The organism is Microbacterium sp. zg-Y818, assembly GCF_030246905.1.
Taxonomy (GTDB): domain Bacteria; phylum Actinomycetota; class Actinomycetes; order Actinomycetales; family Microbacteriaceae; genus Microbacterium.
Genome location: NZ_CP126741.1, coordinates 2,322,002 through 2,347,611, shown reverse-complemented (window position 1 = coordinate 2,347,611; position 25,610 = coordinate 2,322,002). Strand labels below are relative to the sequence as shown.

Here is a 25,610-nt window from a genome sequence, read left to right as displayed (position 1 = left end):
CCGTTCTTGCGTTCCGGCAGCGCCTCGCGCCGGTTCTGAGGAGTTACGGCGGGCTGCAGCTGGCTTCGGACCGCTCAGGGCCGGCTTTGGGCGGCCTGGACCGGTGCGAGCCTCGAGGCGTCCGCGACCAGTCCGGAGGCGTCCGGGCCGGTCCGCCCCCGCAACTCCTCAAGAACGACCACTGCGGGAGGCGATACGAACTACACCCGAACGGGGAGCGTCGGGATGAGGGACTCCAGGAACGTTGCGGTGTCCTCCCACCCCTCGACAGCGTGGCAGGTGACGCCCATGGCGAGCACGGGGTAGTCGTTGCCGTCGGGGTCGAGGCGGTCGCCCACGAACAGCATGTCGTCCAGCGCGATGCCGGTCTGGTCTGACAGCTGACGCATGCCGTAGGCCTTGTCGATGCCGCGGTGGGTGATGTCCACCGACGTCGACCCGCCCGAGCGCACCTCGAGGTCGGGGATGCGCGCGGCGACCGCCTCGCGCAGGGCGTACTTCTTCGAACCGGTGGGGTCCCACGCGACCTTGGCGTGCAGGGGAGCGGACTGTCCGAGTGCCGAGAAGGTGATCTGCGAGCCGCGGTCCTCGAGGATGTCGCCCCAGGTCTCGCTCTCCCACAGCCCGAGGCGGCGGGCCTCCTGCTCGACGGCGGCCAGCGCTCGGGCCTTCTCGTCGTCGGTGAGCCGGTGCGCGTAGACCGTCTCGATGCCGGCGTCGGACAGCCGGTAGTACTGAGTGCCGCAGGTCGGCATGAGGTGCAGGGATGTCAGCACCTCCGGGGATGCCGCCGGGAGGTTCTCCACGACCTGCACCTGGAACTGCTGCAGCTGCCCGCCCGAGATGATGGCCACCTCGACCCGCTCGGCCAAGGCCACCAGCAGCTCGCCCATGCGCGGTGCGATCGCGCTCTTGGAGGGGGCCAGGGTGTCGTCGAGGTCGAAGGCGATCAGGCGGGGGATGGGCATGGGCGGGCTCCTGGCTGTCTCGCGGTCGTTCTACACGAAGGGCTCCACCTGGTGGTGGAGCCCTTCTGTGGTCGGGGTGACAGGATTTGAACCTGCGGCCTCGTCGTCCCGAACGACGCGCGCTACCAAGCTGCGCCACACCCCGGAGCAACCCCCCTAGCTTACCCGATGCGAGGCCATGCTCCGAACCGGGTCACTCTCTCGGCACCAGGGTCAGAAGCGTCGCCTCCGGACGGCACCCGAAACGCACGGGGGCGTAGATCGAGTGGCCGATGCCCGCGCTGACGTTCAGCGGCACCCGCCGCCCGCCGCTGGTCCACGCGCTCAGCCCTCGCGCTTGGCGGAGGGGGATGTCGCAATTGGCCACGAGCGCCGCGGGCGATCCGGGGATGCGCACCTGGCCGCCGTGGGTGTGGCCCGCCAGCAGCAGATCGGCCCCGCGCGCGGTGAAGTCGTCCAGGACGCGGCGATACGGGGCGTGGGTGACTCCGAGGTCGAGGTCGGCCTTGGGCATGCCGACGAGCGCGGCATCCACGGCGTCGAGGTCGTCCCAGTCCCGGTGCGCGTCGCTCACGCCGTAGGCGCGCACGCGCAGTGCGCCGACCTGCAGCTGCGCGGCGGCGTTGTTGAGGTCGGCCCACCCCAGCTCCTCGCCGAGGAAGCGGTCCAGGGCGTCGGTGTCGATGCGCGTCGCCTTCGGAGTGCGCGAGGACGGCCCGCTGAAGTAGCGCAGCGGGTTTCGAGGGGCGGGTGCGAAGCGATCGTTCGATCCGTGCACGTAGACGCCCGGGACGCCCGCAAAAGGGGCGAGGGCTTCGCGGATGCCGCGCAGACCCTCACCGTGCCCGAGGTTGTCGCCGGTGTTGACGACCAGGTCAGGTTCCAGCGCTGCCAGCGACGCGATCCAGCGCTGCTTGCGCCGCTGCCAGGGGGCCATGTGGGCGTCGGAGATGTGCAGGATGCGCACTGGCCTCGCTCCCGGGGGGAGCACTGCCAGATCGTGCCGACGGACGGTGTACAGGTGCCGCTCGATGCCGAAGCCCCAAACGGCCGCGGCCGCGCCCGCCGCCCCTACCGCCGCGAGCGCGGTGAGGGCGGGGCGGGGCGATCGGTGCCGGTCAGCCACAGCTGAGGGTGATCGGTGTGCTGCGCGCGGCCACGGTGCCCGCGGCGGGATCGGTGCCCGTCACAGTGGGCGGATCGTCTTCGTCCTCAACGGCCGGGCACATCGTGATCGCGGTGAAGCCGGCGCTGCGCAACGCGTCGCGCGCCTTCTCCATCGTCATGCCGGCGACGGTCGGGACCGTGACGCCCTGGCCGTTGCTGGGGGTGAGGACCACCGTCGTCCCCCCCGGTACGCGCCCGGCACCCGGATCCTGACTGGTGATCGTGCCGGCGGGCTCGGCGCCGTCCACCGGGTCGTTGACGCGCACCGCGAAGCCGGCGTCTTCGATCACCGATGTGGCCTCTTCGACCGTCATGCCGACCACATTCGGCAGATCCGCGTAGACACGCCGCGTCAGGTTGGAGTCGGGTCCGGGGAACTGGTCGCCGCCGTACTTGGCGTTCGCGGCACGCTGCAGGTCGGGCCAGATCGCGTGGCGCATGCGCCACAGCGGGTAGCCGTTCGCCCAGAGACGGTTCAGCTGCGACTCGCCGATGACGTTGCCCACCCAGGTGGCGCTGGCGACCTTCGTCGAGCTTCCGATCATCCACGTCTGGAACTGCTGGTGGATGCCGGTCTTGCCGATGAGCGGGGTGCCGTCGAACGTGCGGGACGGCGTCGCCGAGCCGGACGCCAGCACGTTCTGCAGGACGTGGGCGGCGGTGTTCGCCACCGATTCGTCGAGCACGCGCGAGCAGGTGGTCTCGGGCAGCGGCAGCGGATTGCCCGCGGAGTCGGTGATCTCATCGATGGCCCTCGGCTGGCAGTAGATGCCGCCGGAGGCGATCGTGGCGTAGACGTTCGCCATGTCGATCGGCGCGATGTTCATCGACCCGAGGATCGAGTAGGGGGCGTTGAGATCGGGGTACGCGGCATCCGCCTCGTACGTCTTGTGACCATCGGCGAGGGTCACGCCCAGCCGGTCGGCCACCTTGTTGACGTCGCACACGGTGAGCTTCTCGGCCATGGCGAAGAACCCGGTGTTCAGTGAATCGGCGGTGAACTGGTACGGCGTGCTGGTGTAACCGCGCGAGTTCTCGAAGTTGCCGATGTCGGCACCGACGACAGTTTGCATGCCTTCATCGCAGCCGCGGTCGATCTTGAAGTTGCGCACGGTGCCGTTGAGCACCTCGTTGATCGAGTGGCCCTTCTCCAGCCAATCGAGCAGTGTGAAGACCTTGTAGGTCGATCCGACGTTGAATCCATTCGACCCGCCGTTGGCTTTGCGCGTGTTGAAGTTGATCGAGGAGTACGAGCGGTCGGATTCGAGCTGCGCCGCCGACTGCGAGTACAGGGTGTTCTGCGCCATCGAAAGCACGCGTCCGGTGCCGACCTCGATCTGCACGGCGGTCGAGCCGAGTTCGATGCCCTCCATGTGCGCCGGAACGATCGACAGCGCCTGCTCGGCGGCGATCTGCAGGTTGAGGTCCAGGGTCGTGTGGATGCGGTAACCGCCGCGCCGCAGGTTCGCCTTGCGCTCGTCAGGTGTCTCGCCGAAGATCGGGTCGTTCTCGACGATCGTGCGCACGTAGTCGCAGAAATACGCCGAGCCGCCGGCCATCTGGCATCCCTGATCGGTCGGGGTGATCTGCGGGGTGATCGGCTCGGCCTTGGCCGCGTCGTACTCCTCCTGCGTGATCTTGCCGTCGGTGAGCATGCGCCACAGCACATAATCGCGCCGGTCGAGCGTCTTGGCGTAGCCGTTGGCCGCGCCGTTCGTCTCGCTCTCGGGCCGGTCGATGCGGTACCCGTTGGGCTCTTGCACCATGCCGGCAAGGGTCGCCGCCTGGCTGAGCGTGAGGTTGGCGGCATCCACTCCGAAGTAGTACTTCGCGGCGGCGCCGATGCCGTAGTTCTGCCCGCCGAAGTTGACGATGTTCAGGTAACCGAGAAGGATTTCGTCCTTCGTATACGTCTTCTCGAGCTGGATGGCGAAGCGCATCTCCTGCAGCTTGCGCTGCAGGCCGCCCTCGCCGATGTCGGAGTTCGTAGCCTCCCAGTAGCAGGCCTGCTTCTCTTCTTCGGTGGTGGCATCCTCTTCGCAGCGCTGCACGAGGATGTTCTTGACGTACTGCTGGCTGATCGACGAGCCGCCGCGGCTGGACGTGCCGCTCACGTTCGCGAGCACCGCGCTCATCGTGCCGGCGAGGTCCACGCCGCCGTGCTTGTAGAAGTTCTTGTCCTCGCTGGAGAGCACGGCGTCGTAGACGAGCGGGCTGATCTGGTCGAACTCCAGCGGCACACGGTTCTGGTCGTAGAAACGCGCGAGCAGCTGCGGAGACCCGTCCATGCCCTTCGCGTAGATCTCGGTGGCCTCCATGAGGGGGTCGATCTCGAGGTAGCTCGGCATGTTGTCGAACATCGAGATCGCGTTGCTCGCGGCGTAGCCCGAGACGGCGATCGCGGGGGTGACCGTGGCGGTCACCAGGATGCCGGCGACGGTGCTGAGCCCGACCAGGCCCAGGAGTCCCCCGAGCACGCCGCTGGTCGTCCGTTTCTTGTGGGGCATAGGGTGATCGTAAGCCAAAACCCTGGGGGAAGCCTCGACAGGACGTCGTGCGTCGCGCCACGGGCGAGAGGCGCAAGGCCCCCCGCAATCCGAGACTGGGAGCCGTCATGACCACGTGGGAATACCTCACCACCCCCTTGCTGATCCACAACACGGCAGCGATCCTGAACAACTGGGGCAAGCAGGGCTGGGAGCTCGTGCAGGTGGTGACCGGTCCGGAAGGCGGCCTCGTCGCTTACTTCAAGCGGCCGACCGGCGGCGGTTCCGACAACGCGGGACTGAGCGCCGCGGCGCAGGCCGCCCGTCAGTTCGAACAGGAGTGATCATGACCGTCTCCGAGCGTCTGGCCCAGCTGGGGATCGAACTTCCCGCCGTCGTTCCCCCTGTCGCCGCGTACATCCCGGCCAAGGTGCACGGCGATCTCGTCTACACCTCCGGGCAGCTGCCGATGGTCGCGGGGTCCATGCCCGCAACAGGCAAGGTCGGTGACGGGCACGGACTGGTCCCCGCCGCCGACGCCGCCGACTACGCGCGGCAGTGCGCGCTCAACGCCCTCGCCGCCGCCGCGGCGGCCGTCGGGGGAGTGGACCGCATCGCCGGGGTGCTCAAGGTGACCGGCTTCGTGGCATCCGTCCCGGAGTTCACGGGGCAGCCCGGGGTCGTCAACGGTGCCAGCGAGGTGCTCGGCGAGATCTTCGGCGATGACGGACGCCACGCCCGCTCGGCCGTCGGGGTGACGGCGCTGCCGCTGGACAGCCCGGTCGAAGTGGAAGTCATCTTCACGCTCGTCTGAGCGAGGGCACCCGCCGAGCCGCCACCTGGTGCTTCGACAACAGGCAGAATCCCCGGGACAGGACAATTCCTCGCGAACCGTCCTATCCCGGGGATTTCTCCTGTGTGCGGACGGCTGCTGCTCAGCCCGTCATCGGAGTGCGACGGCGCAGCACGGATGCCGCGACGAACAGGACCGCGCCGCCGACCAGCAGGCCGAGGCCGGCCGCCGCCGGCGGAGCGACGGCACCCCCGGTCACCGCGAGCTCGCCGCGCTGCACGGTGACGTCAGAGATGAGCACGATGCCCAGGTCGCGGTAGTCGAGGATCAGGTGGTGCGCGCCGTTCGGCACGGGCCCCAGGTCGAACGCGCCGGTCACCGTGCCGCGGTTCCACTGCACCGTGCCGATCGCCACCGGTGTGGAGCGCATGTTCCCGATGATGCTCGATCGGGAGTCCTGTATCTTTCGGAGGAAATTCGTCATGACGTCGAACGCCTCGTTGCGCTTGTTGCTGAGGCTCTGCAGCCGGAGCATGTCCATCTGCTGGCTGTTGCCCACGGAGTCCATCTCGGTCTTCAGCAGCTCGCGGAGGCGCTCAGCGTGAGGTCGTCCGTCCGCGGCGGTCGCATCGAGGAACGGATGCACGGTGCCGGTTGCTCTGACCGCGGCGACGGCTGTGGCGAAGGTGTCGTCCGTCGGTGCGGCCAGATATGCGTTCAGGGCGGTGCGGGCGTCGTTGAGCAGCCCGAGCCGCACGTTGCGCGCCTGCACGTCTGCGATCTGTGCGGCCAGCTGCTGTTCGAGCAGTGAGCCGCGGCCCGACTGCACCATCTGCAGCGCCGTCGCTAGATCGAGCGCCGCGATGCCGCCCCCGGCCGGCGAGACGCCGGGCATCCCGGCCAGCACGGGAGCCTGCGCCTGGCGGAGCGGGGGTGCCTGCGACGGCGGTACCTGCCAGGCGAGGCCGAGGATCTGGCCCACATCGTTCACCAGCGGGACGGTGTCGTTCGGTGTGGCCGTCAGGCCGAGGAGCGCGCCCAGGTCGCCTTCGGTGATGTCGCTGAGCGCCGCCCCCAGACCAGAGGCGCCGCCAAGAGCCAGCGGTGCCGGGGCGGACGGCGGATCGGGCGTGGGGGTCGGAACCGGGGTGGGCGCGGGGGTCGGAACCGGGGTGGGCGTCGGAGCCGGGGTCGGGTCCGGCGTCGGCGTGGGACTCGGGTCGGGAGCCGGTGTGGGCACAGGGGTCGGCGTCGGCGTCGGCGTCGGGGTCTGCGCTGCCAGCGCGAAGGTACGGTCGATGGTCAGTGCGGTGGGGCCGGAGTCGCCGCGCGGCAGTGCGAACGACGGGTTCGCCGCAGGCTGCTCCGACGCGAGGTCGTAGCCCGGCGGGGGGATCAGTGAGACGCTGTAGTCGGCGGCCGAGGACGTCGGCAGCGCGCCGCCGGCGAACGATCCGTCAGCTGCGACCGGGATCCGCTGCACCGTGCTGCCGCCGCTGGAGACGACGAGCACCGCGCCGCTGAGATCGCTCACCGCGTCGCCGTCAGCCGTGGCGGCGGCCCTCCCGGCGATCGTTCCGTAGTCGCCCCAGAAGGTGACGCCCACGGGATCCGGCCCGGCCAGCACGAATTCCGTCCGCACCTCCGGCGACTCGAGGTCGCCGGAGGCTCCAGGCCAGACGGCATCCACCACGGCCTGCGTCGCATCGCTCTCGACCTCGAGCAGCACCGTGCCGTCGGCGCCGGTCGTGCCCGCGGCGAGCGCGCGCCCGTCGCCGTACGGGTCCCGGACGGCGACTTCCACCCCGGCGAGCGGAGCGGGGGACGTGCCGTCGTCGATCCGGACGACAACCCTGACGGGATGGGTGGCGCTGCTGTCAGCGTGGGCCGCTGCGGGGACGGTCATCAGGACCAGTCCGGCGACGGCGACGATGGCTCCAGCGAGCCGAGCTCGGGTGGCAAGGGGATGGGGGTGCGTCCGCGGGGTCATGCACGGCCTTTCATTGGTTGCAGCCCAAGTATGGACTGTGTCCAAAGTTGAGCACAAGTCAACGCGGCGTACAGTGGGTGTTGGACGAGGGGGCACCATGGCCGAGGGTCTGCGAGAGCGCAAGAGGCGCGCGGCGAAGCGTGCGATGGAGCGCGCTGCGGTCGATATCGCCTATGACGAGGGCGTGAGCGCCGTGACCGTCGACCGCGTGTGCGAGGCGGCGATGGTCTCCCGCAGCACGTTCTTCAATTACTTCTCATCGCTGGAGCAGGCGATCTTCGGCTCCCCCCTCTCCTACGACCCGGAACTGACTGAGGAGATCCTCAGCCAGCACCCCGACGACCTGGTCCTCGCGGCCAGCCTGATCGTCATGGAGTCGGTCCGCGGCCAGGCGGACGACGAGGTCACGCGGCGCCGGTTCGCGCTGTTCGCGCGCGAACCCGGCACGACCAGCAGGGTCTCGTGGGCCAGCCATCAGAGCCGGGAAGGGCTCATCGCCGTCGTCGCGGCCTGGCTCGACCGGCATCCTGAACGTGCGCGCCTCACCGACGCTGACCATCAGACCGAGGCCCGACTCACCGTGGCGTTCTCCATCATGCTCGGCGACGAGGTGCAGCGGTTCGCCCGGGAGGTCGACGGGGTCGTGCTGATCGAGCCCGAGACCTTCCGCACGGCACGGCGCCGGATGGCGGCGATCAGCGCCCCGGTCGACTGATCGCCGCCACCCGGTTCACTTCACCTGCGCGGAGATGACGCTCATGACCATGGTGTCGGCGAGCGTCGTGGTGTCTCCGACTTCGCGTCCTTCGGCGACGTCACGCAGCAGGCGACGCATGATCTTGCCCGAGCGGGTCTTCGGCAGCTCGCCCACGATGTAGACGTCGCGAGGGCGGGCGATGGGGCCGATCTGCTCGCCGACCCAGGCTCGCAGGCTGTCAGCCAGGCCCTCGGGCGCGTGAGCGGACAGATAGCTCTGCTTGATGATGACGAAGGCCACCACCGCCTGCCCGGTGGTCTCATCGGACGCTCCCACGACCGCCGATTCGGCGACCGCCTCGTTGGCCACCAGGGCCGACTCGATCTCGGTGGTCGACAGGCGGTGCCCCGAGATGTTCATGACGTCGTCGACGCGTCCCATGAGCCACACGTCGCCGTCCTCGTCCAAGCGCGCCCCGTCGCCGGCGAAGTAGTATCCCTGCTTCTTGAATTTGTCCCAGTACGTCTCCACGAACCGGTCGGGGTCGCCCCAGATGCCGCGCAGCATGCTCGGCCAGGGCTCGGTCACCACGAGCAGACCGCCGTTGCCGTTGCCGACGTGGGTGCCGTCCTCATCGACGACGTCGATCGAGATGCCCGGGACCGCCACCTGAGCCGAGCCGGGCTTGGTCTCGGTCACGCCGGGGAGGGCGGAGATCATGATCGCCCCGGTCTCGGTCTGCCACCACGTGTCGACGATCGGGGCGGTCTTGCCGCCGATGATCTTGCGGTACCACATCCATGCCTCGGGGTTGATGGGCTCGCCCACCGAGCCCAGCAGCCGAAGCGAGGACAGGTCGAAGCGCTGCGGCACCTCGCGCCCGATCTTCATGAACGAGCGGATCGCGGTGGGCGCGGTGTAGAGGGTCGTGACCTTGTACTTCTCCACCAGTTCCCACCAGCGACCGGGGTGCGGCGTGTCGGGCGTGCCCTCGTAGAGCACCTGGGTGGCGCCGTTGGAGAGTGGACCGTAGGTCACGTAGCTGTGGCCGGTGACCCAGCCGATGTCGGCCGTGCACCAGAAGATGTCCGTCTCGGGGTGGATGTCGTGGACGATCCGGTTGGTGAAGGTCGTCTGGGTGAGGTATCCGCCCGAGGTGTGCAGAATCCCCTTGGGTTTTCCGGTGGTTCCCGAGGTGTAGAGGATGAAGAGTGGGTTCTCGGCGGGGAAGGGCTGCGCTTCGTGCTCGGGGGAGGCGTCGGCGACGACGTCGTGCCACCACAGGTCGCGGCCCTCGGTCCACTCCACGGCGTTGCCCCCGCGGCGCACGACCAGCACGTGCTCCACGGTCTCTTGCGGGCCGGAGCCGTTGCGGTCGGCCAGCGCCATGTCGACGGCGGGCTTGAGGGCCGACACCTTGCCCTTGCGGTAGCCGCCGTCGGCGGTGATCACGAGCTTCGCCCCGGCGTCGTCGATGCGCGTGCGCAGGCTGTCGGCCGAGAAGCCGCCGAAGACGACGGAGTGCACCGCCCCGACGCGGGCGACGGCGAGCATGGCGGCGATCGCCTCGGGGATCATCGGCATGTAGATGGCCACCCGGTCTCCGGCGACGATGCCGAGGTCACCCAGCACGTTCGCGACGCGCTTGACCTCGTCGGTCAGCTCGGCGTAGGTGACGCGGCGCTCATCGCCGGGCTCGCCCTCCCACAGCAGCGCGACGCGGTCGCCGTTGCCGGCTTCGACGTGACGGTCGAGGCAGTTGTACGCGACATTCAGCTCGCCGTCGGCGAACCAGGTCGCGAACGGGGGGTTGGAGCAGTCCAGCACCTGTGTGAAGGGCTTGTGCCAGTGCAGCAACTCCCGGGCCTGGTCGGCCCAGAATCCCTCGCGGTCGGCAGCGGCGCGTTCGTACAGCTCGCCGGTGGCCACGGCGTTCGCGGCGAAGTCGGCGGGCGGGGCGAATCGGCGGGTCTCGTTCAGCAGGTGGTCGATCTGGCTGCTCATGTCGGCGCGCTCCTTTGCGGGTCGGCGTGACGGGCTGACCGTCATCGCGGGTCACTCTATTGAGCGCCCCGAGGCGGTCACTACTGCCGATAGTGGGGGATGCCGGCTCCCACGGCTCGGATCCGACGGCGCGCCGGGCGCCGGTTTTGCCCGCTCGACCGCGGTTGCGTAAGCTCAATCCCAGTCGAATTCGGTTCTGGCTCAGCCGAACAGGGTTCTGGCGTATGCAACGCCCGTCCTCCCCCCAGGACGGTGTTCGTTGTCTGGCGGCATCCCATCCCCCCCATGGGATGCCGCCATCTCCTTCTCCGCCCGCTCTCCCCAGATCGCCGTGATGGGCGTGTCCTCCACGGATCAGGGTCGAGGCACCGCGCAGGGTCTGCCTGTCGGCCTACCGTCGGCTCATGACCAGCGCCTTCGTCGTCCTGCCCCGCCGTGCCGGCGCGGCTCCCGACGTGCCGAGCGCGCCCGGCGCCGAGACGCCGCGGCGCGCGCTGCCGCTCACGGTGCCGCCGGTGGTGGTTCCGGGGCCGGCAGCGCGCGCGGTTGCGGAGACGGTGGAGTCGTCGGGGGCCGTCCGGCTGCAGCGGTGGTCGCCGAGCGCGTTTCCGGTGCCGCGGCAGGGCAGCGTGGAGCACGCGGCTGCACCTCGGGAGCCATCGCAGGCGGTGGGCGCGGCGGCTCAGTGGGCCCGCCCTGACTCGGCGCGACCCCCGACCCCACTCCGCGTCGTGCCGGCTGACGCCGCCCTCGCGCCGCTCGCGACGCTGCTGACCGATCCCCATGTCACCGACCTCTTCGTCAACGGCTGTGACGGACTCTTCGTCGACCGCGGTCGCGGCGCGGAGCGCGTGAGCGGATGGCGCATGTCCGAGGGCGAGGTGCGCACCTTGGCGGTCGAGCTCATCGCGCTCGGTGGCCGCCACCTCGACGACGCCACTCCGTGCGTCGACGTGCGTATCGAAGGCGGATTCCGCGTGCACGCGGTGCTGCCGCCGGTCTCGCGCGGCGGCACCATGATCTCGCTGCGCGCGCCGGCGCCGATCGTCCCCGACCTCGACGCGCTGGGGGTCCTCGGCATGTTCGGCCCCCGCACGCGCGAGCTTCTCGACGCCGTCGTCGACGAGCGCGTGAACGTGCTGGTCACCGGCGCCACCGGGTCGGGAAAGACGACGCTGCTGGCGGCCCTGCTCGACCGGGTGCCGCACTCGCAGCGAGTGGTGACGATCGAGGATGTCGCCGAGCTACGGCTGCGGCATCCGCATCACGTGCGGCTCGAGGCGCGACAGCCGAACCTCGAGGGCGCCGGAGCGGTGTCGCTTGCGCGGCTGGTGCGAGAGGCGCTGCGCATGCGGCCCGATCGGCTCGTGGTGGGGGAGTGCCGGGGCGAGGAGGTGCGCGAGCTGCTCACCGCCTTGAACACCGGGCACCACGGCGGCGCGGGAACGCTGCACGCCGGTGCCATGGGCGACGTGCCCGCCCGGCTGGAGGCGCTGGGCGCCCTGGCCGGCATGGACGAGCGTGCCGTCGCCCGCCAGGTCGTCAGCGCGATCGGGTGCGTCGTGCACGTCGCGCGCGGGGCGGGTGGTGCGCGCAAGGTCACGGGGATGGCGCGGCCCGTGCTGTCGGGCGGGGCCTTGTCGCTCGAGGCGGTGCCGCGGTGATCGGCCGGCGCCCCCGCGCGCAACCCCCCGACGCGGATGCCGCGGCGACCACGGTGCTGCAGCTCGCGGTGCTGCTGCAGGCCGGGATCACACCGCACCGGGCCTGGGAGCACCTCGCCTCGTCCGGAAACGCCACGGCGGCGGCGGTGTGCGCCCGGGTCGCGAAGGGCGCCGCGCTGGCGGTGGCCATCGCCGCGGCGGGCGGCACGTGGCGTCATGTCGCCGACGCCTGGTCTGTCGCGACGACCGTCGGAGCACCGTTGGCGGTGAGCCTGCGCGCGGTGGCCGAAGCGCTTCGCGATGCACAGGCGGCCTCCGACGACGTGCGGATCGCGCTGGCCGAGCCGGTCGCCACGGCGCGTCTCATCGCTTGGCTGCCGCTGGTCGCCGTCGCCCTCGGCGCAGCGCTCGGTTTCGACACCGTGGGGGTCGTCTTCAGCCAGCCGTTTGGCGCGGCCGCCGTCGTGGCGGGCGCCCTGCTGATGTTCGCCGCGCGCGGATGGACCGCCCGGCTGATCGCCCGAGCGCAGCCGCCGCCGGGCGTTCCCGGGCTGGACGCCGAGCTGCTCGCGGTCGCCCTCGCCGGCGGCGTCTCGATTCCCCGTGCGCGGGATCTCGTCACCGCGACCGGCGCCGACGAGCACCCGCGCACCGCTGCCGTGCTCGAGCTCTCGCGCACGGCCGGTGCCCCGGCGGTCGAGCTGCTGCGTGCCGACGCCGCCCATGCCCGCCACCGTGCCCGCGTCGAGGGGCGGCTGCGTGCGGCGCGACTGTCGTCACGGCTGCTGCTGCCGCTGGGCGTGTGCACGCTGCCCGCTTTTCTGCTGCTCGGGGTGGCGCCCATGCTCCTCGGCGTGCTCGCGACGACGCCGCTCACGCTCTGACCCGTGCCCGAACCACCTCACGACAAGGAGAATCATGACCCGCACACCCGACACCCTTCCCGCACTCACCCGCCGTCGCGCGGCGCGACTGATCGCCGACGAGAGCGGTGCGGCCACCGCGGAGTATGCGGTGGCGACCATGGCCGCCGTCGCCTTCGCCGGACTCCTGGTGGTGATCATGCGCTCCGACGAGGTGCGCGGCATCCTCACCGATCTCGTCCGGCGCGCGCTCACGGTCGCCTGATGAGCAGCCGCCGGTGGGACGATCGGGGGTCGGCCGCCGCCGAGCTGGCCGTCGCCCTGCCGGCGGTGATCATCGTGTTCCTGCTGTTCGCCGGGGCACTGACCGCATCGGGCCGCCAGGTCAGACTCGAGCAGGGCGCGGCGCAGGGTGCCCGGCTGGCCGCGCGGGGCGAAGCCGACGGGCGCGTGCAGGATGCCGTGTCGCGCGCGGTCACCGGGGCTGCCGCCGCCATCGGATCCGACGGCGACCTCGTGTGCGTCACGGCCACCGCGCCCACGGGACTGCCCTTGCCGCTCGGCGAGCTGCGCGCCACGGCGTGCGCGGTGGGAGAGGGACGCTGATGCCCGGTACGGTCGCCGCCGTCGGCGTGCTCGCCACGGGCCTGCTGCTGGGCGCGTCGCTGCTGAGCGTCGGAACCGCGGCGGCGTGGAGCCAGCGGCTCGCGGGCGCCGCCGATGCCGCCGCGCTCGCCGCCGCCGACGCGGCATCCGGTGCCGTCGCGGGCGTGCCGTGCGAACGTGCCGCGCACGTCGCCGCCACCGTGGGGGCGGAGGTGATCGCGTGCGAGCTCGACGGCCTCGTGGCCACCGTCACCCTCGGCGCGACGTACGGGGTCATGCCCGTCTCGGTGGCCGCGCGTGCAGGTCCGCCGCCGGGTGCGCCTCCCGTTGCGCCCTGAAGCACCGCGACGCCCGCGGAGCATGCACGGGCCGAATCGGCGGGCCCGGCGGATGGAGGAGACAGACGCGCTGACGAGTGCTCTCGGCTTTCTCCAAGGGATTGAAAAGCGGCGGTGCTTATCCTTTCGCACCGTTGAGTGAAGGCGCCGACCGTCCGCCGCGTCCGGTCGGCTTCGAGCGGTGCGGCGTGGGATGTCCGCCGCACTGCCACGCACGTTGGAAGGCAGTGATGAACCCGAACTTCTGTTTCCTTCGCGGCTTCCGCCGCCGCAAGCAGGCCCTTCGCGCCGCACTCGGCACCCTCGCCGCGGCCGCACTGGTCGCTGCGCCCTTGGCAGCTGAACCCGCGCACGCGAAACTGGATGACGCGGCACCGGCTGCCGAGGCCGTGACTGGCCCGAACACCGAGGTCGTGTACACCGGCCACGGAGCGGGGTTGGACGTCCAGGGGTACTTGCCGCCGGCGGCAGAGGTACCCGACCCGCTGGCCGCGTATCCCCCCGCCGGTCGGCCGGCAGGGTATGTCGACGAGTCGGCATTCGCCGGGGTACGCAACATCGCGTCCGTCGAAGACCCGTCCAGCACAGGACAGACGTACTGCATCAACCTGCGCGTGTTGACCGCGGTGGGCACCGGCTACGCGTCGGGGACCTGGGCGGAATCGAACATGCCGAATCTCGGCTACGTCACCTACATCCTCCACAACTACTACCCGGCGGTCGAGGCGCCGGCCGGGCTGACCCGCGATCAGCAGGCTGCCGCCGTGCAGTCGGCGGTCTGGTATTTCACCGACGGCTTCGTGTTGGGCGCGACCCCGGCCAAGGTACGCGAGGCCACCGCGGAGATCGTCGCGGACGCTCAGGCCAACGGCCCGGTCACCGAGCCGCCGGCGCCCGACGTGGAGATCGCCCCGGCCTCGGCTTCATCACCCGAGGGGAACGCGGCGGGTCCCTACGTCGTCACCGCCGAGGGCGCAGCGCCGGTCACCGTCAGCGTGCCGGCCGGCTACACGATGTACGAGGATGCAGCTGCCACCGCGCCGCTGGCGAACCCGAGCACCGTCTCCTCCGGCACATCCGTATGGGTCACCGGCCCCGGTGTCACGGGCATCGAAACCGTCCTGACCGCCCGGGCCACCGTCACGGTGCAGGAGGGGACCGTCTATCTCTACGACGGCAACAGCCCGGGTCGAGACGACGCGCAGCGGCTGATCCTCGCCAAGACGACCCAGCTCGAAGCCCTCGCGACCGCGACGGCGGAGTTCTTCACCGCCGGTGACCTCACCGTCAACAAGGCGTTCGCCGGTGCGGCGGTGGGGCAGCAGGGTGCAGCCCAGCTGGTGATCGACTGCGGCGACGGGTACACGTTCACGCAGGAGATCCCCGCGGGGACCAGCACGAGGCAGACCTACACCTTCACCGGCATCCCGGTCGGCAACACCTGCACGGTCACCGAGCCGACCACGGGGGCGACCACCGAGGTGGGCGTCACCACCGACGCTCCGCAGACAGGCACGATGCTGCCCGAGGGGCTGGCATTGACCGTCACCAACACGGTCGAGCTCAACGACGGCTCGCTCAACCTCGTGAAGGTCATCGCGGGCAGTGCGGCCGGTTCGCAGGACGAGGTGTCGGTGGGCATCATGTGCACCAGCGGCCTGGACGAGACCCTCGTGATCCCGGCAGGGTCGGCGGCGGGGGAGTACACGCGGACGTTCGGCGGCCTTCCCGCCGGGGACGAATGCACCGTGACGGAGCTGGCGACCGGGTCCAACGCGGTGGTGGAGGTGACGACCGATGCCCCGGTGACGGTGCAAATCGCAGCCGGTGCTGCCGTCGAGGCGCGGCTGACCAACACCGTCGAGCTCCGACCCGGATCGCTCGCACTGACCAAGACCGTGACGGGTGACGCGGCCGGCTCGCAGTCGGACATCCAGGTCGGCGTCATGTGCGACAGCGGGCTGGATGAGACCTTCACCATCCCCGGCGGCGCGGCGGCCGGTGACTACACGCAGAAGTACGAGCCGATCCCCGCCGGGTCGGAGTGCGTCATCACCGAGCTGGTGTCGGGGTCCACCACCGAGGTCGAGGTCGTGCCCGGTGACCCGGTCACCGTGACGATCGAGCCGGGGGCGACTGCTGAGGTCGGCCTCACCAACACGGTGACCTTCAAGCCGGGCTCGCTCCGCGTGGTCAAGGTCATCAACGGCATGGGAGCCGGGAAGCAGTCCGCGATCTCCCTGTCGGTGATGTGCACCAACGGGCTGGCTGAGACCGTCGATATCCCCGCAGGGGCGGCCGCGGGGGAGTACACGCAGACGTTCGGCGGCCTGCCCGCCGGCACGGAGTGCACCGTCGCCGAGCCGCAGGCCGGTGCGAACGACTCGGTGCGCATCGTCGCCGACGATCCCGTCACGGTGACGGTCGCGCCGGGTGCCGAGACGGATGCGACGCTGACGAACACCGTGCTGCGGCTGCACACTGCGGCCGGTGGAGGGCTGGCGATGTCCGGAGGCGATGCGCCGATGCCGCTGCTGCCAGTGGCTTCGGGCGTGATCGGTCTCGGGCTGCTGCTGATGCTGGCCGTCCGGGCGAACCGCCGCACGGCGGAGTGAGTTGAGGGGTGGGCGGATGCCGCGGCATCCGCCCACCGTCAGCAACGTTCGGCCCGATCACCGGTGGGGTGCGGTGTGAACACATCCGCCGCGTTGCGACACATATCGGAAGGCAATCATGAACTCACCATTCTCTTCCCCTGGGCGCGCAGGCCATCGGAAACCCGGTCTGCTCGCACTTCTCGGCACGCTTGCTGCAGCAGCCCTGGTGGTGACACCGCTGATGCCCGCACACGCGAGCATCGACGACGCGACGCCGGTGGCCGACGCGAGGACCGGATCCGACACCGAGATCGTCATCACCGGCGTCTCCGAGGGCCTGAGGCTTACGGGTTATCTGCCGCCCACGGCCATCGTGCCCGATCCAGCGATCCCGTATCCCGACAGCCCACCGGCCGATTACACCTCACGATCAGGGTTCATCGGCATCATCACGACCGCGTCGGTGGATGACCCGTCCAGCACGGGCGAGATGTACTGCATCGCCGCGCGCACCCCCACGGCCGTCGGCATCGGCTACCAGTCGGGGACGTGGTCGGAGTCCACCGTGCCGAACATCGGTTACGTCACCTACATCCTCAACAACTACTACCCGGCGGTCGAAGCGCCGGTGGGGCTGACGCCCAACGAGCAGGCGGCGGCCACCCAGTCGGCTATCTGGTACTTCACGGACGGGCTCGTGCTGGGGGCCGAGGACGATGTCGTGCGCGCAGCCACCGAGACGATCATCGCGGCGGCCCAGGCCAACGGCCCGGTAGCCGAACCGGAGGCACCCGTGGCGATCAGCCCGGCATCCGTCTCCGCACCGGCGGGGAGCGCGGCTGGCCCCTACGTCGTCACGGCCGAGGGCGCCGCGGCGGTGACCGTGAGCGTGCCGACGGGCTACACGATGTACAGCGACGCCGCCGCCACGACGCCCATCCCGAACGCGAGCAGCGTCCCCTCGGGAACCTCGATATGGATCACCGGGCCAGGGGTGACGGGCGCCGAAACCGTCCTGACCGCCAGAGCCACCGTGACCGTGCAGCGCGGCAACGTCTACCTCTACGACGGCAACACCCCGTCCTACAGCACCGCGCAGCCGATGGTCCTCGCCGACCAGGCGCAGTTCGATGCCGCCGCCACGGCGACCACGGAGTTCTTCTCCGCCGGTGACCTCACCGTCACCAAGGCGTTCGCCGGTGCGGCGGTGGGGCAGCAGGGCGCCGCCCAGCTCGTGATCGACTGCGGCGAGGGGTACACGTTCACGCAGGACATCCCTGCGGGGACCAGCACGAGGCAGACCTACAACTTCCGCGGCATCCCCGTCGGCAACACGTGCACCGTCACAGAACCGCTCACGGGCGCGACCTCCGAGGTGGGTGTCACCACCGACCTCCCGGAGCCGGGCACGATGGCCGAGGCGGGCATCGCGCTGACGGTGACCAACACCGTCGAATTCAACGCGGGCTCGCTGAGCCTGGTGAAGGTCATCGACGGCACGGCAGCCGGGCAGCAGTCCGCCATCTCCCTGTCGGCCACCTGTGACAACGGGCTGGCCGAGACGTTCGACATCCCCGCCGGCGCGGGCGCCGGGGAGTACGCGCAGACGTTCGGCAACCTGCCCGCCGGTACGGAGTGCACCGTGGCGGAGCGGGAGTCAGGCGCGAACAGTTCGGTACGCGTCCTCGCTGATGACCCGGTGACGGTGACGATCGCGCCGGGGGCGGTGACGGAGGCCAGGCTGACCAACACCGTGGAGCCGGTTCCGGCCGTGCCCGGTGGCGAGGCATCGATGCCCGGTGGCGCGGTGTCGTCGTCCGGTGGCGCGGTGTCGCCGTCGGGAGGCGACGCGGCGTCGATGTCGGGAGGCGACGCGCTGGCGAAGACGGGAGGCGATGCGCCGATGCCGCTGCTCGCGGTGGCTTGGGGTGTGATCGGTCTCGGGCTGCTGCTGATGCTGGCCGTCCGGGCGAACCGTCGCGCGGCGGAGTGAGTTGAGGGTGGGGTGGATGCCGCGGCATCCGCCCCGCCCGCACCCAGCGCCCGGACATGAGGGTACTGAGGGTTGAGCGTACTCAGGTTCTGCTCTGCTTGCCGGTGTGTATGGTGTGCACGGATAGAAAGGCGGCCACCGTGGCACAGGGCAAGAAGCTCGTCATCGTCGAGTCCCCGACGAAGATGAAGTCGATCCAGGGATACCTGGGCGATGGCTACGAGGTGCTGAGCTCGGTGGGTCACATCCGCGATCTCGCCGACAAGAAGGACATCCCGGCCGACAAGAAGAAGGCCTACGGCAAATACTCGATCGACGTCGAGAACGACTTCGACCCGCTGTACGTCGTCAACGACCGCAAGACCAAGACGGTCGCCGAGCTGAAGCGGGCGCTGAAGGGCGCCGACGAAGTCCTGCTCGCCACCGATGAGGACCGCGAGGGCGAAGCCATCGCGTGGCACCTGCTCGAGGTGCTCAAGCCCAAGGTCCCCGTCAAGCGCATGGTGTTCCACGAGATCACGAAGGACGCCATCCGCGCTGCCGCAGAGAACACCCGTGAGCTCGACCACGCCCTCGTCGACGCGCAGGAGACCCGCCGCGTGCTCGACCGCCTCTACGGCTGGGACGTCTCGCCGGTGCTGTGGCGCAAGATCGGCAGCGGCCGCGAGGGCCAGGCGCTCAGCGCCGGCCGCGTGCAGTCCGCCGCCACCCGCATGGTCGTCGAGCGCGAGCGCGAGCGCATGGCGTTCGTCTCCGCGTCGTACTGGGACGTCGAGGCGACGGCGGCGAAGGATGCCGCGAGCTTCGGCACCCGCCTGGCGCGCGTCGACGGTCTGCCGCTGGCCCGAGGCACCGACTTCGACGACAAGGGCGAGCTGAAGAAGGCCGTCATCGTCTTCGACGAGCAGCAGGCCCGGGAACTGGCCGATGCGATCGCCGCGAAGGGCACGGCATCCGTCACCGCCGTCGAGGCCAAGCCCGGCACGCGCAGCCCCAAAGCGCCGTTCACGACCTCGACCATGCAGCAGGAAGCCGGCCGCAAGCTCTCGATGAGCGCCAAGCACGCCATGAGCGTCGCCCAGCGTCTCTACGAGAAGGGCTACATCACTTATATGCGTACCGATTCGACGGCGCTGAGCACTCAGGCCATCGAAGCGGCCCGCGCACAGGCCGTGTCGCTGTACGGCGACCGCGCCGTGCCCGACCAGCCCCGCGTCTACCGCAGCAAGAGCCGCAACGCCCAGGAAGCGCACGAGGCCATCCGTCCGTCGGGCGAGCAGTTCCGCACCCCGTCGTCGGTGGCATCCGACCTCGACCGTGACGAGGCGCGCCTGTACGACCTCATCTGGAAGCGCACCGTCGCCAGCCAGATGTCCGACGCCAAGTACGAGACCACCACGGTGACCTTGACGGCCACGGCCGCCGGCCGCAGCGCCGAGTTCACCGCCTCGGGCACCGTCTACACGTTCAAGGGCTTCCTCGAGGCGTACGAAGAGGGCCGCGACGAGAAGCGCGGCGACGCAGACAAGGATGCCGACCAGTCGCTGCCCGCGCTCGCCGTCGGCGACAGCCTGAGCCTGCGCGACGTCGAGCCCAAGGGCCACGCCACGAGTCCCAAGCCCCGCTACACCGAGGCGAGCCTGGTCAAGGCGCTGGAGGAGAGGGGCATCGGCCGCCCGTCGACCTTCGCCAGCATCATCGACGTGATTCTCGACCGCGGCTACGTCACCAAGCGCGGTCAGGCACTCGTGCCGAGCTGGCTCTCGTTCAGCGTCGTGCGTCTGCTCGAAGAGCACTTCGCGGACCTCGTGGATTATGACTTCACCGCCGCACTCGAGGACGACCTCGATGCCATCGCCCGCGGCGAGCAGCAGCGCGTGGCGTGGCTGAAGGACTTCTACTACGGCTCGAAGGACCACGTGGGCCTGCGTCACATCGTCGACAACCTCGGCGACATCGACGCGCGCGAACTCAACTCCACGCCCATCGGCGACATCGCGACGCTGCGCTTCGGCAAGTACGGCCCCTACCTCGAGGTGCCCGACGTGAGCGGCGACCCCGAGGCCAAGCCCCGCATCGTCAACGTCCCCGACGACCTCGCACCCGACGAGCTGACCCCGGCCAAGGCGCAGGAGCTCATCGACGCTCCCGTCGCCGGCGACCGGGTGCTGGGGGAGAACCCCGAGAACGGCAAGCTCATCGTCGTCAAGGACGGCCGGTTCGGTCCGTACGTGCAGGAGGTCGAGCCCGTCGATCCCGATGCCGCCGACCCGCAGACCGGCGAGGTCGAAGCCGAGGCGCCCAAGAAGAAGACCACGCGCAAGAAGGCGGATGCCGCGCCCAAGCCGCGGACGGCTTCGCTGTTCAAGAGCATGTCGGTGGAGACCGTCGACCTCGACACCGCGCTGAAGCTGCTGGCACTGCCGCGCGTCGTGGGAGTCGACCCCGAGTCGGGTGCCGAGATCACCGCGCAGAACGGCCGGTACGGTCCGTACCTCAAGAAGGGCACGGACTCCCGCACGCTGCAGAGCGAGGACCAGCTGTTCTCCATCACCCTCGACGAAGCGCTCGCCGTGTACGCGCAGCCCAAGTACGGTGCCCGCGCGGCATCCAGCGCGCTCAAGGAGTTCGAGGCGGACCCCGTCAGCGGCAAGCCGATCAAGCTCAAGGACGGCCGCTTCGGTCCGTACGTCACCGACGGCGAGACCAACGCGACCATCCCGCGCGGCGAGAACGCAGAAGAGGTCACGTTCGAGCGCGCCGTGCAGCTGCTGGCCGACAAGCGCGCGAAGGGCCCCGCTCCCAAGCGCACGACCCGCAAGCCCGCGGCACGCAAGCCCGCGGCCAAGAAGAAGTGATCGCGCACGGCGACCCGGTCCCTGAGGCCACCCACCGGGTCGCCGAGCCCGTCGAACGGCCGCGCGGCCTCTGGGTCACATTCGAAGGCGGCGACGGCGCGGGCAAGACGACGCAGGCGGCGCTTCTGGAGCAGTGGCTGCAGCAGCAGGGCCGCACCGTCGTACGCACCCGTGAGCCGGGCGGCACCGAGGTGGGCGTGCTCGTCCGCGACATCGTGCTGCACCACCGCGGCGACATCGCGCCCCGGGCCGAGGCGCTCCTCTACGCCGCCGATCGTGCCCATCACGTCGCCACCCTCGTGCGTCCCGCCCTCGCCCGCGGTGAGGTGGTCATCCAGGACCGCTACCTCGACTCGTCGGTGGCCTACCAGGGTGCCGGTCGGGTGCTGGATGCCGAAGAGGTGCGACGCCTGTCGCTGTGGGCGACCGAGGGCGCCCTGCCAGACCTCACGGTGCTGCTCGACCTCGACCCCTCGGCCGCGCGGGCGCGGCTGGACGCGGACGACAAGCCCTTCGACCGGCTCGAGGCAGAACAGGACGACTTCCACCGTCGTGTGCGCGACGGGTTCCTCGCCCTGGCCGCGGCGGAGCCTGCCCGCTTCGTCGTCGTCGACGCCGGGCTGCCGGTGGACGAGATCGCCGCGCGGGTGCAGCGCCGTGTCGCCGAGGTGCTCGCCGGCGAGTCCGGCTCCTAGGCCCCTGGCGGTCGTCGCCGACGGCAGCAGTAGGCGCCGTCCGACATCAGGAGGCGCTCTCGCGTCCCCCGACGGACACCACGCCCGCTTCGTACGCCTTGATAACCGCCTGCACGCGGTTGGGGAGCTGGAGCTTGGCGAGGACCCGGCCGACGTGCGCCTTGACCGTTGATTCGCTCAGGTGCAGGGCCTCGGCGATCTCGATGTTCGTCAGGCCACGCCCGATCAGCAGGAACACCTCCCGCTCCCGCTCCGAGAGCGCGGACAGGTCGGCGTCACGGCCGCCCCGCTGTTCGAGGTGCGGAACGGCCACCTCGATGAGTTTGGCCGTGACCCTGGGCGAGACGACGGCATCGCCGGTCCTCACCGCGCGCACGGCGGCGACGAGCTCATCGGGGCGGGTGTTCTTCAGCAGAAAGCCGGCGGCTCCCGCGGTGAGCGCCCCGAAGGCGAAATCATCGCGGTCGTACGTCGTCAGCACCAGCACGCGGGTGTCGGGGTGGGTGCGCGAGATCTCCCTCGTCGCGTCGATCCCGTTCAGGTCCGGCATCCGCACATCCATGAGCACGACGTCGGGATGCAGGCGGCGGACCGACTGCAGGGCCTCGGCCCCGGTCGAGGCCTCGCCGACGACGGCGATGTCGGGCTCGGCCTCGAGGACGAGGCGCAGCCCGTAGCGCACGAGCTCCTGATCGTCGACCAGCAGAACCCGGATGCCGTCGCTCACGGCCGCCTCCTCAGTCATCGTCATCCGTTCAGGGGGAGTCGGACGAAAACCCGCCAGCCACCGCCGTCGCGAGGGCCGGCTTCCACCTCGCCATCGTAGAACGCCCCCCTCTCGCGGATGCCGACGAGTCCCCGGCCGGGGGAGTCCGTGGGCACGGCCGGCGCGGACGAGTCCTGCACCAGGATGGTCACCTCATCGTCGGCGAGCCTCACCCGCACGAACACGTCCCGCACGTCGCGGGCGTGGCGCAGCACGTTGGTCAGCGACTCCTGGACGATGCGGTAGACGGTCGGGCCGACGGCGGAGTCGGCGGCGACGACGCCGGTGAGCTCCAGCCGCACCGGCAGTCCGGCGGCGACGAATTCGTCGACCAGGGCAGCAAGCTGTGCGGGGCCGGGCGGCGCCATCGTCGCCGCGTCGTCGTCGACCCGCGCCAGGAGCCGGCGAACCTCGCCGAGCGTGCGCCGGCCGGTGTCGGCCACCCGGGCCATCACCCGCCGGGACTCCTCGGGGCGCGTCGGCGCCACGGCGCTCGCCCCGTCGGCGAGGGCGGTCATCACGGCCAGCGAGTGAGCGATCACGTCGTGCATCTCCCGCGCGATGCGCTCGCGCTCCTGTGCGCGTGCGATGCTGGCCTGCTGGTCGCGCTCACGCTTCATCTGCTCCGCGCGCTCGACGAGCCCCGCGACGTGACGCCGCTGGTGGCCCCGGTTGATCCCGAGGAGCGTCGCGATCAGCGCCGCGCCCCCGAACAGCGCCAGGCTGCTGACCCAATCCGTCGGCCACGCCTCAAGATCCGAACGCGGAACGAGGCCGAGGATCGGCGGGCCGACCCGCACCCGGATCGCCAGGATCAGGCCGGCCACGGCGCCCGCCGCCAGAGCGACACCCAGCGCGCGCCACGCATGCCCTGCTCGGCTCGTGAGACCGACCAGGTACAGCGCGACGACGACCAGCACGGTCTCGGCGCCCGTTCCCCACGCGGCCGAGGCGGACAGGAGCACCAGCAGGGCGAGGAATGACGCGCGCGGCCACCGGTGCCGGCAGAGCACAGCGGCCACCCCGCCCGCGGTCACGAGCATGATCGGCCACAGCGGTGTCACGATCGTCGACTCGACCGACAGGTACCCGAACGCCGCGGCGAGCAGCAGATAGCCCACCAGGATCGAGCCGTCGGCCTGTGGCCAGCGCGCCACCCGGGTCCGCGGTGCGGACGCGGCATCGCCGGGCGCCGCGACGGCGGCACCCGGCGAGGAGACGGACGCCGGCCTCACGCGTCGCGCTTCGTCAGCGCGACTGCGCCCGCCGTCAGCGCCGCCGCGACCCAGAGGCAGACGAACAGCCCGCCCGCCTCGGCGCTGATGTGGCCGCCCCACACATCGAGGAAGGGAGCGCCCTCCGGGGCGACGCGTGCCATGGCATCGCCGGCGTTGCCGAGCAACATGACCCGCAGGACGCGCGAGAACAGGCTGTACGGCAGCACCGAGGTCAGCACCGGCCCGAGGAGCGTGACGACGAAAACGATGATCGCACCCGCGGTCGTGGAGCGCACGACCGCGCCGAGGCCCACGCCGAACGCCGCACAGAGCCCGAGGTACGCCGCAGCGCCGAGCAGCGCCGGCAGCACGCCGGGCGCACCCAGCGGCGCGTCGAGTCCGAACCGCGCGTAGAGCGGGTACGTCGCCGCCCACGAGCCGAAGACGGTCACCAGCGCGACCACCGTCACGACGCCGAACGCCACGATCGCTTTGGCCCACAGCGCCCGCAGCCGCGTCGGCGAGGCGAGCAGGGTGGACTGGATGGCGCCCGAGGAGTACTCCGCGCCGATGGACATGACGCCGAGGATACCGGCGATGATCTGCCCGACGACGACCATCGCGATCGTCACCTCGCCGATCGTGCGCTCGATGGACGGCACCGATGGGACTCCCGAGGACTCCAGCGTGAGTGCGAGGAACAGGCTGCCGCCCAGCCCGATGGCGAGGATGCCGCCGAGCGCGAGGAACGACGACGGCAGGCTGGTGAGCTTGATCCACTCGGAACGGAGGGTTGCCGAGAAGGGTGGACGTTGCGTGCGGGCGTCCGCACGGTGCGCCTTGGTGGTGAGCGACATCATCGGTCCGCTCCTTCCCCGGCGACGGGCGCCGATCGGTATTCGACCGCGCCTGCGGTCAGCGAGAGATAGGCATCCTCGAGGGAGCCTTCGACCGTGGTGATCTCGTAGAGCACCACACCGGATGCCGCGGCGGCATCGGCCACCTGCTCCGCGGTCAGCGACGTGATGTCGAGGGCCCCGTCGTGGCGGGTCGACACCGTGACCTCCGGCGCCGCGATGGCGGCGATGAGCCGGTCGACGTCCCGGGTGCGCACGCGGACGGCGGACCGGGTGGCCCCGGCGACCACCTCGCGCATCGGGCCGTCGGCGAGGATGCGACCCTGTCCGATGACGATGAGGTGATCCGCCGTCTGGGTCATTTCGCTCATCAGGTGGGAGGAGAGCAGCACGGTCCGTCCCTGCGCGGCGAGCTCGCGCAGCAGCCCCCGGATCCACAGGATCCCCTCCGGATCGAGCCCGTTGACCGGCTCGTCGAGGATGATCGTCTGCGGGTCGCCGAGCAGCGCGGCAGCGATGCCCAGCCGCTGGCCCATGCCCAGCGAGAAGCCGCCGACGCGCTTTCCGGCGACGGTGTCGAGCCCGGTGAGTTCGATCACCTGGTGCACCCGCGCGGCGCCGATACGGTGCGTCGCCGCGATCGCCAGCAGGTGCTTGTACGCGGTGCGGCGCCGGTGGGCGGCGCGGGCGTCGAGAAGGACGCCCACTTCACGCAGCGGAGCCGGAAGGTCCCGGTACGCCCGCCCGTTGACCTCGGCCGTACCCGATGTGGGGCGGTCGAGCCCCACGATCATGCGCATGGTGGTGGACTTTCCTGCGCCGTTCGGACCCAGGAAGCCGGTCACTCTGCCCGGCTCGACCGTGAAGTCGATGCCGTGCACGGCCACCTTCCGGCCGTATCTCTTCGTCAGGGACTGAACCCGGATCATCTGTGCACCTTTCGTCGCCTTCGACGCTACGGACGCGCCCACAGCGCCACATCGGCCTGCGGTCGCGACTATCGGCATCCGACCAGTACCCAGGTACACACCGGTGAGGGGCCATGCGCTGA

The 25,610-nt window shown here is 70.6% G+C and carries 21 protein-coding genes and 1 tRNA gene; 12 read left to right on the top strand and 10 right to left on the bottom strand.

Translation table 11 applies throughout. The annotated features are described in order from the left end of the window. Positions 1-200 precede the first annotated feature (200 nt). From QNO21_RS11010 to QNO21_RS10995, 4 genes are all read right to left on the bottom strand, one after another. Positions 201-968 (bottom strand): HAD-IIB family hydrolase, encoded by a 768-nt coding sequence (locus QNO21_RS11010; RefSeq protein ID WP_257517961.1) that lies wholly within the window; start codon positions 966-968, stop codon positions 201-203. A gap of 68 nt (positions 969-1,036) precedes the next feature. Next, positions 1,037-1,113 (bottom strand) — tRNA-Pro (locus QNO21_RS11005). Between the two features lie 48 nt (positions 1,114-1,161). Then, positions 1,162-2,094, bottom strand: coding sequence for a metallophosphoesterase (locus QNO21_RS11000; RefSeq protein WP_257514826.1), 933 nt, complete (start codon positions 2,092-2,094; stop codon positions 1,162-1,164). Beyond that, complete coding sequence (locus tag QNO21_RS10995) at positions 2,087-4,642, bottom strand: transglycosylase domain-containing protein (protein WP_257517960.1); 2,556 nt, start codon at positions 4,640-4,642, stop codon at positions 2,087-2,089. The genes QNO21_RS11000 and QNO21_RS10995 overlap by 8 nt, the downstream gene beginning before the upstream one ends. Positions 4,643-4,749: 107 nt before the next feature. Here QNO21_RS10995 and sp36 point away from each other — a divergent pair, with 107 nt between their 5' ends. Then, positions 4,750-4,965: a Sp36 family protein gene (sp36, locus tag QNO21_RS10990; protein WP_257514824.1), complete on the top strand. Its 216-nt coding sequence runs from the start codon at positions 4,750-4,752 to the stop codon at positions 4,963-4,965. A gap of 2 nt (positions 4,966-4,967) precedes the next feature. Next, on the top strand, positions 4,968-5,435 hold the full coding sequence (locus QNO21_RS10985; RefSeq protein ID WP_257514823.1) for a RidA family protein: 468 nt from the start codon (positions 4,968-4,970) through the stop codon (positions 5,433-5,435). A gap of 121 nt (positions 5,436-5,556) precedes the next feature. Here QNO21_RS10985 and QNO21_RS10980 read toward each other — a convergent pair whose 3' ends face one another. Beyond that, a complete protein-coding gene (locus QNO21_RS10980) occupies positions 5,557-7,320 on the bottom strand; it encodes a hypothetical protein (protein WP_257517959.1) in 1,764 nt (587 codons plus the stop codon). Between the two features lie 181 nt (positions 7,321-7,501). Here QNO21_RS10980 and QNO21_RS10975 point away from each other — a divergent pair, with 181 nt between their 5' ends. Then, positions 7,502-8,119 carry a TetR/AcrR family transcriptional regulator gene (locus QNO21_RS10975; protein ID WP_257517958.1) on the top strand — a complete coding sequence of 206 codons (618 nt, stop codon included), beginning with the start codon at positions 7,502-7,504 and terminating at the stop codon, positions 8,117-8,119. 15 nt (positions 8,120-8,134) lie between these two features. On the opposite strand, the gene acs is transcribed toward QNO21_RS10975, so the two are convergent. Beyond that, entirely contained in the window at positions 8,135-10,105 is a 1,971-nt protein-coding gene (gene acs, locus QNO21_RS10970) for an acetate--CoA ligase (protein ID WP_257517957.1), read from the bottom strand. A gap of 404 nt (positions 10,106-10,509) precedes the next feature. On the opposite strand from acs, the gene QNO21_RS10965 reads away from it, so the two are divergent. The 9 genes from QNO21_RS10965 (at position 10,510) to tmk (ending at position 21,719) form a co-directional block, all read left to right on the top strand. Further along, positions 10,510-11,769: a TadA family conjugal transfer-associated ATPase gene (locus tag QNO21_RS10965; RefSeq protein ID WP_306813153.1), complete on the top strand. Its 1,260-nt coding sequence runs from the start codon at positions 10,510-10,512 to the stop codon at positions 11,767-11,769. Beyond that, entirely contained in the window at positions 11,766-12,653 is an 888-nt protein-coding gene (locus QNO21_RS10960) for a type II secretion system F family protein (RefSeq protein WP_257517956.1), read from the top strand. Before QNO21_RS10965 ends, QNO21_RS10960 begins: the two co-directional genes overlap by 4 nt. Positions 12,654-12,687: 34 nt before the next feature. After that, on the top strand, positions 12,688-12,897 hold the full coding sequence (locus QNO21_RS10955) for a DUF4244 domain-containing protein (protein ID WP_257515365.1): 210 nt from the start codon (positions 12,688-12,690) through the stop codon (positions 12,895-12,897). Further along, entirely contained in the window at positions 12,897-13,238 is a 342-nt protein-coding gene (locus QNO21_RS10950; protein ID WP_257517955.1) for a TadE family type IV pilus minor pilin, read from the top strand. Before QNO21_RS10955 ends, QNO21_RS10950 begins: the two co-directional genes overlap by 1 nt. Further along, complete coding sequence (locus QNO21_RS10945; protein ID WP_257515363.1) at positions 13,238-13,576, top strand: Rv3654c family TadE-like protein; 339 nt, start codon at positions 13,238-13,240, stop codon at positions 13,574-13,576. Before QNO21_RS10950 ends, QNO21_RS10945 begins: the two co-directional genes overlap by 1 nt. Positions 13,577-13,806: 230 nt before the next feature. Next, a complete protein-coding gene (locus tag QNO21_RS10940) occupies positions 13,807-16,191 on the top strand; it encodes a thioester domain-containing protein (protein ID WP_257517954.1) in 2,385 nt (794 codons plus the stop codon). A gap of 223 nt (positions 16,192-16,414) precedes the next feature. Next, positions 16,415-18,166, top strand: coding sequence for a thioester domain-containing protein (locus QNO21_RS10935; RefSeq protein ID WP_257517953.1), 1,752 nt, complete (start codon positions 16,415-16,417; stop codon positions 18,164-18,166). Positions 18,167-18,306: 140 nt separating this feature from the next. After that, positions 18,307-21,024, top strand: coding sequence for a type I DNA topoisomerase (gene topA, locus QNO21_RS10930; protein WP_257517952.1), 2,718 nt, complete (start codon positions 18,307-18,309; stop codon positions 21,022-21,024). After that, positions 21,021-21,719: a dTMP kinase gene (gene tmk / locus QNO21_RS10925; protein WP_257517951.1), complete on the top strand. Its 699-nt coding sequence runs from the start codon at positions 21,021-21,023 to the stop codon at positions 21,717-21,719. Before topA ends, tmk begins: the two co-directional genes overlap by 4 nt. 46 nt (positions 21,720-21,765) lie before the next feature. On the opposite strand, the gene QNO21_RS10920 is transcribed toward tmk, so the two are convergent. The 4 genes from QNO21_RS10920 to QNO21_RS10905 are packed head-to-tail and all read right to left on the bottom strand — an operon-like array spanning position 21,766 to position 25,488. Then, positions 21,766-22,464, bottom strand: coding sequence for a response regulator (locus QNO21_RS10920; RefSeq protein WP_257518382.1), 699 nt, complete (start codon positions 22,462-22,464; stop codon positions 21,766-21,768). Positions 22,465-22,466: 2 nt separating this feature from the next. Continuing rightward, the gene (locus QNO21_RS10915) at positions 22,467-23,720 is read right to left on the bottom strand and encodes a sensor histidine kinase (RefSeq protein ID WP_257517950.1); all 1,254 of its coding nucleotides are present in this window, start codon (positions 23,718-23,720) and stop codon (positions 22,467-22,469) included. After that, a complete protein-coding gene (locus QNO21_RS10910; protein ID WP_257516254.1) occupies positions 23,717-24,562 on the bottom strand; it encodes an ABC transporter permease in 846 nt (281 codons plus the stop codon). Before QNO21_RS10910 ends, QNO21_RS10915 begins: the two co-directional genes overlap by 4 nt. After that, positions 24,559-25,488 (bottom strand): ABC transporter ATP-binding protein, encoded by a 930-nt coding sequence (locus QNO21_RS10905; protein ID WP_257516253.1) that lies wholly within the window; start codon positions 25,486-25,488, stop codon positions 24,559-24,561. Before QNO21_RS10905 ends, QNO21_RS10910 begins: the two co-directional genes overlap by 4 nt. Positions 25,489-25,610: the final 122 nt, after the last annotated feature.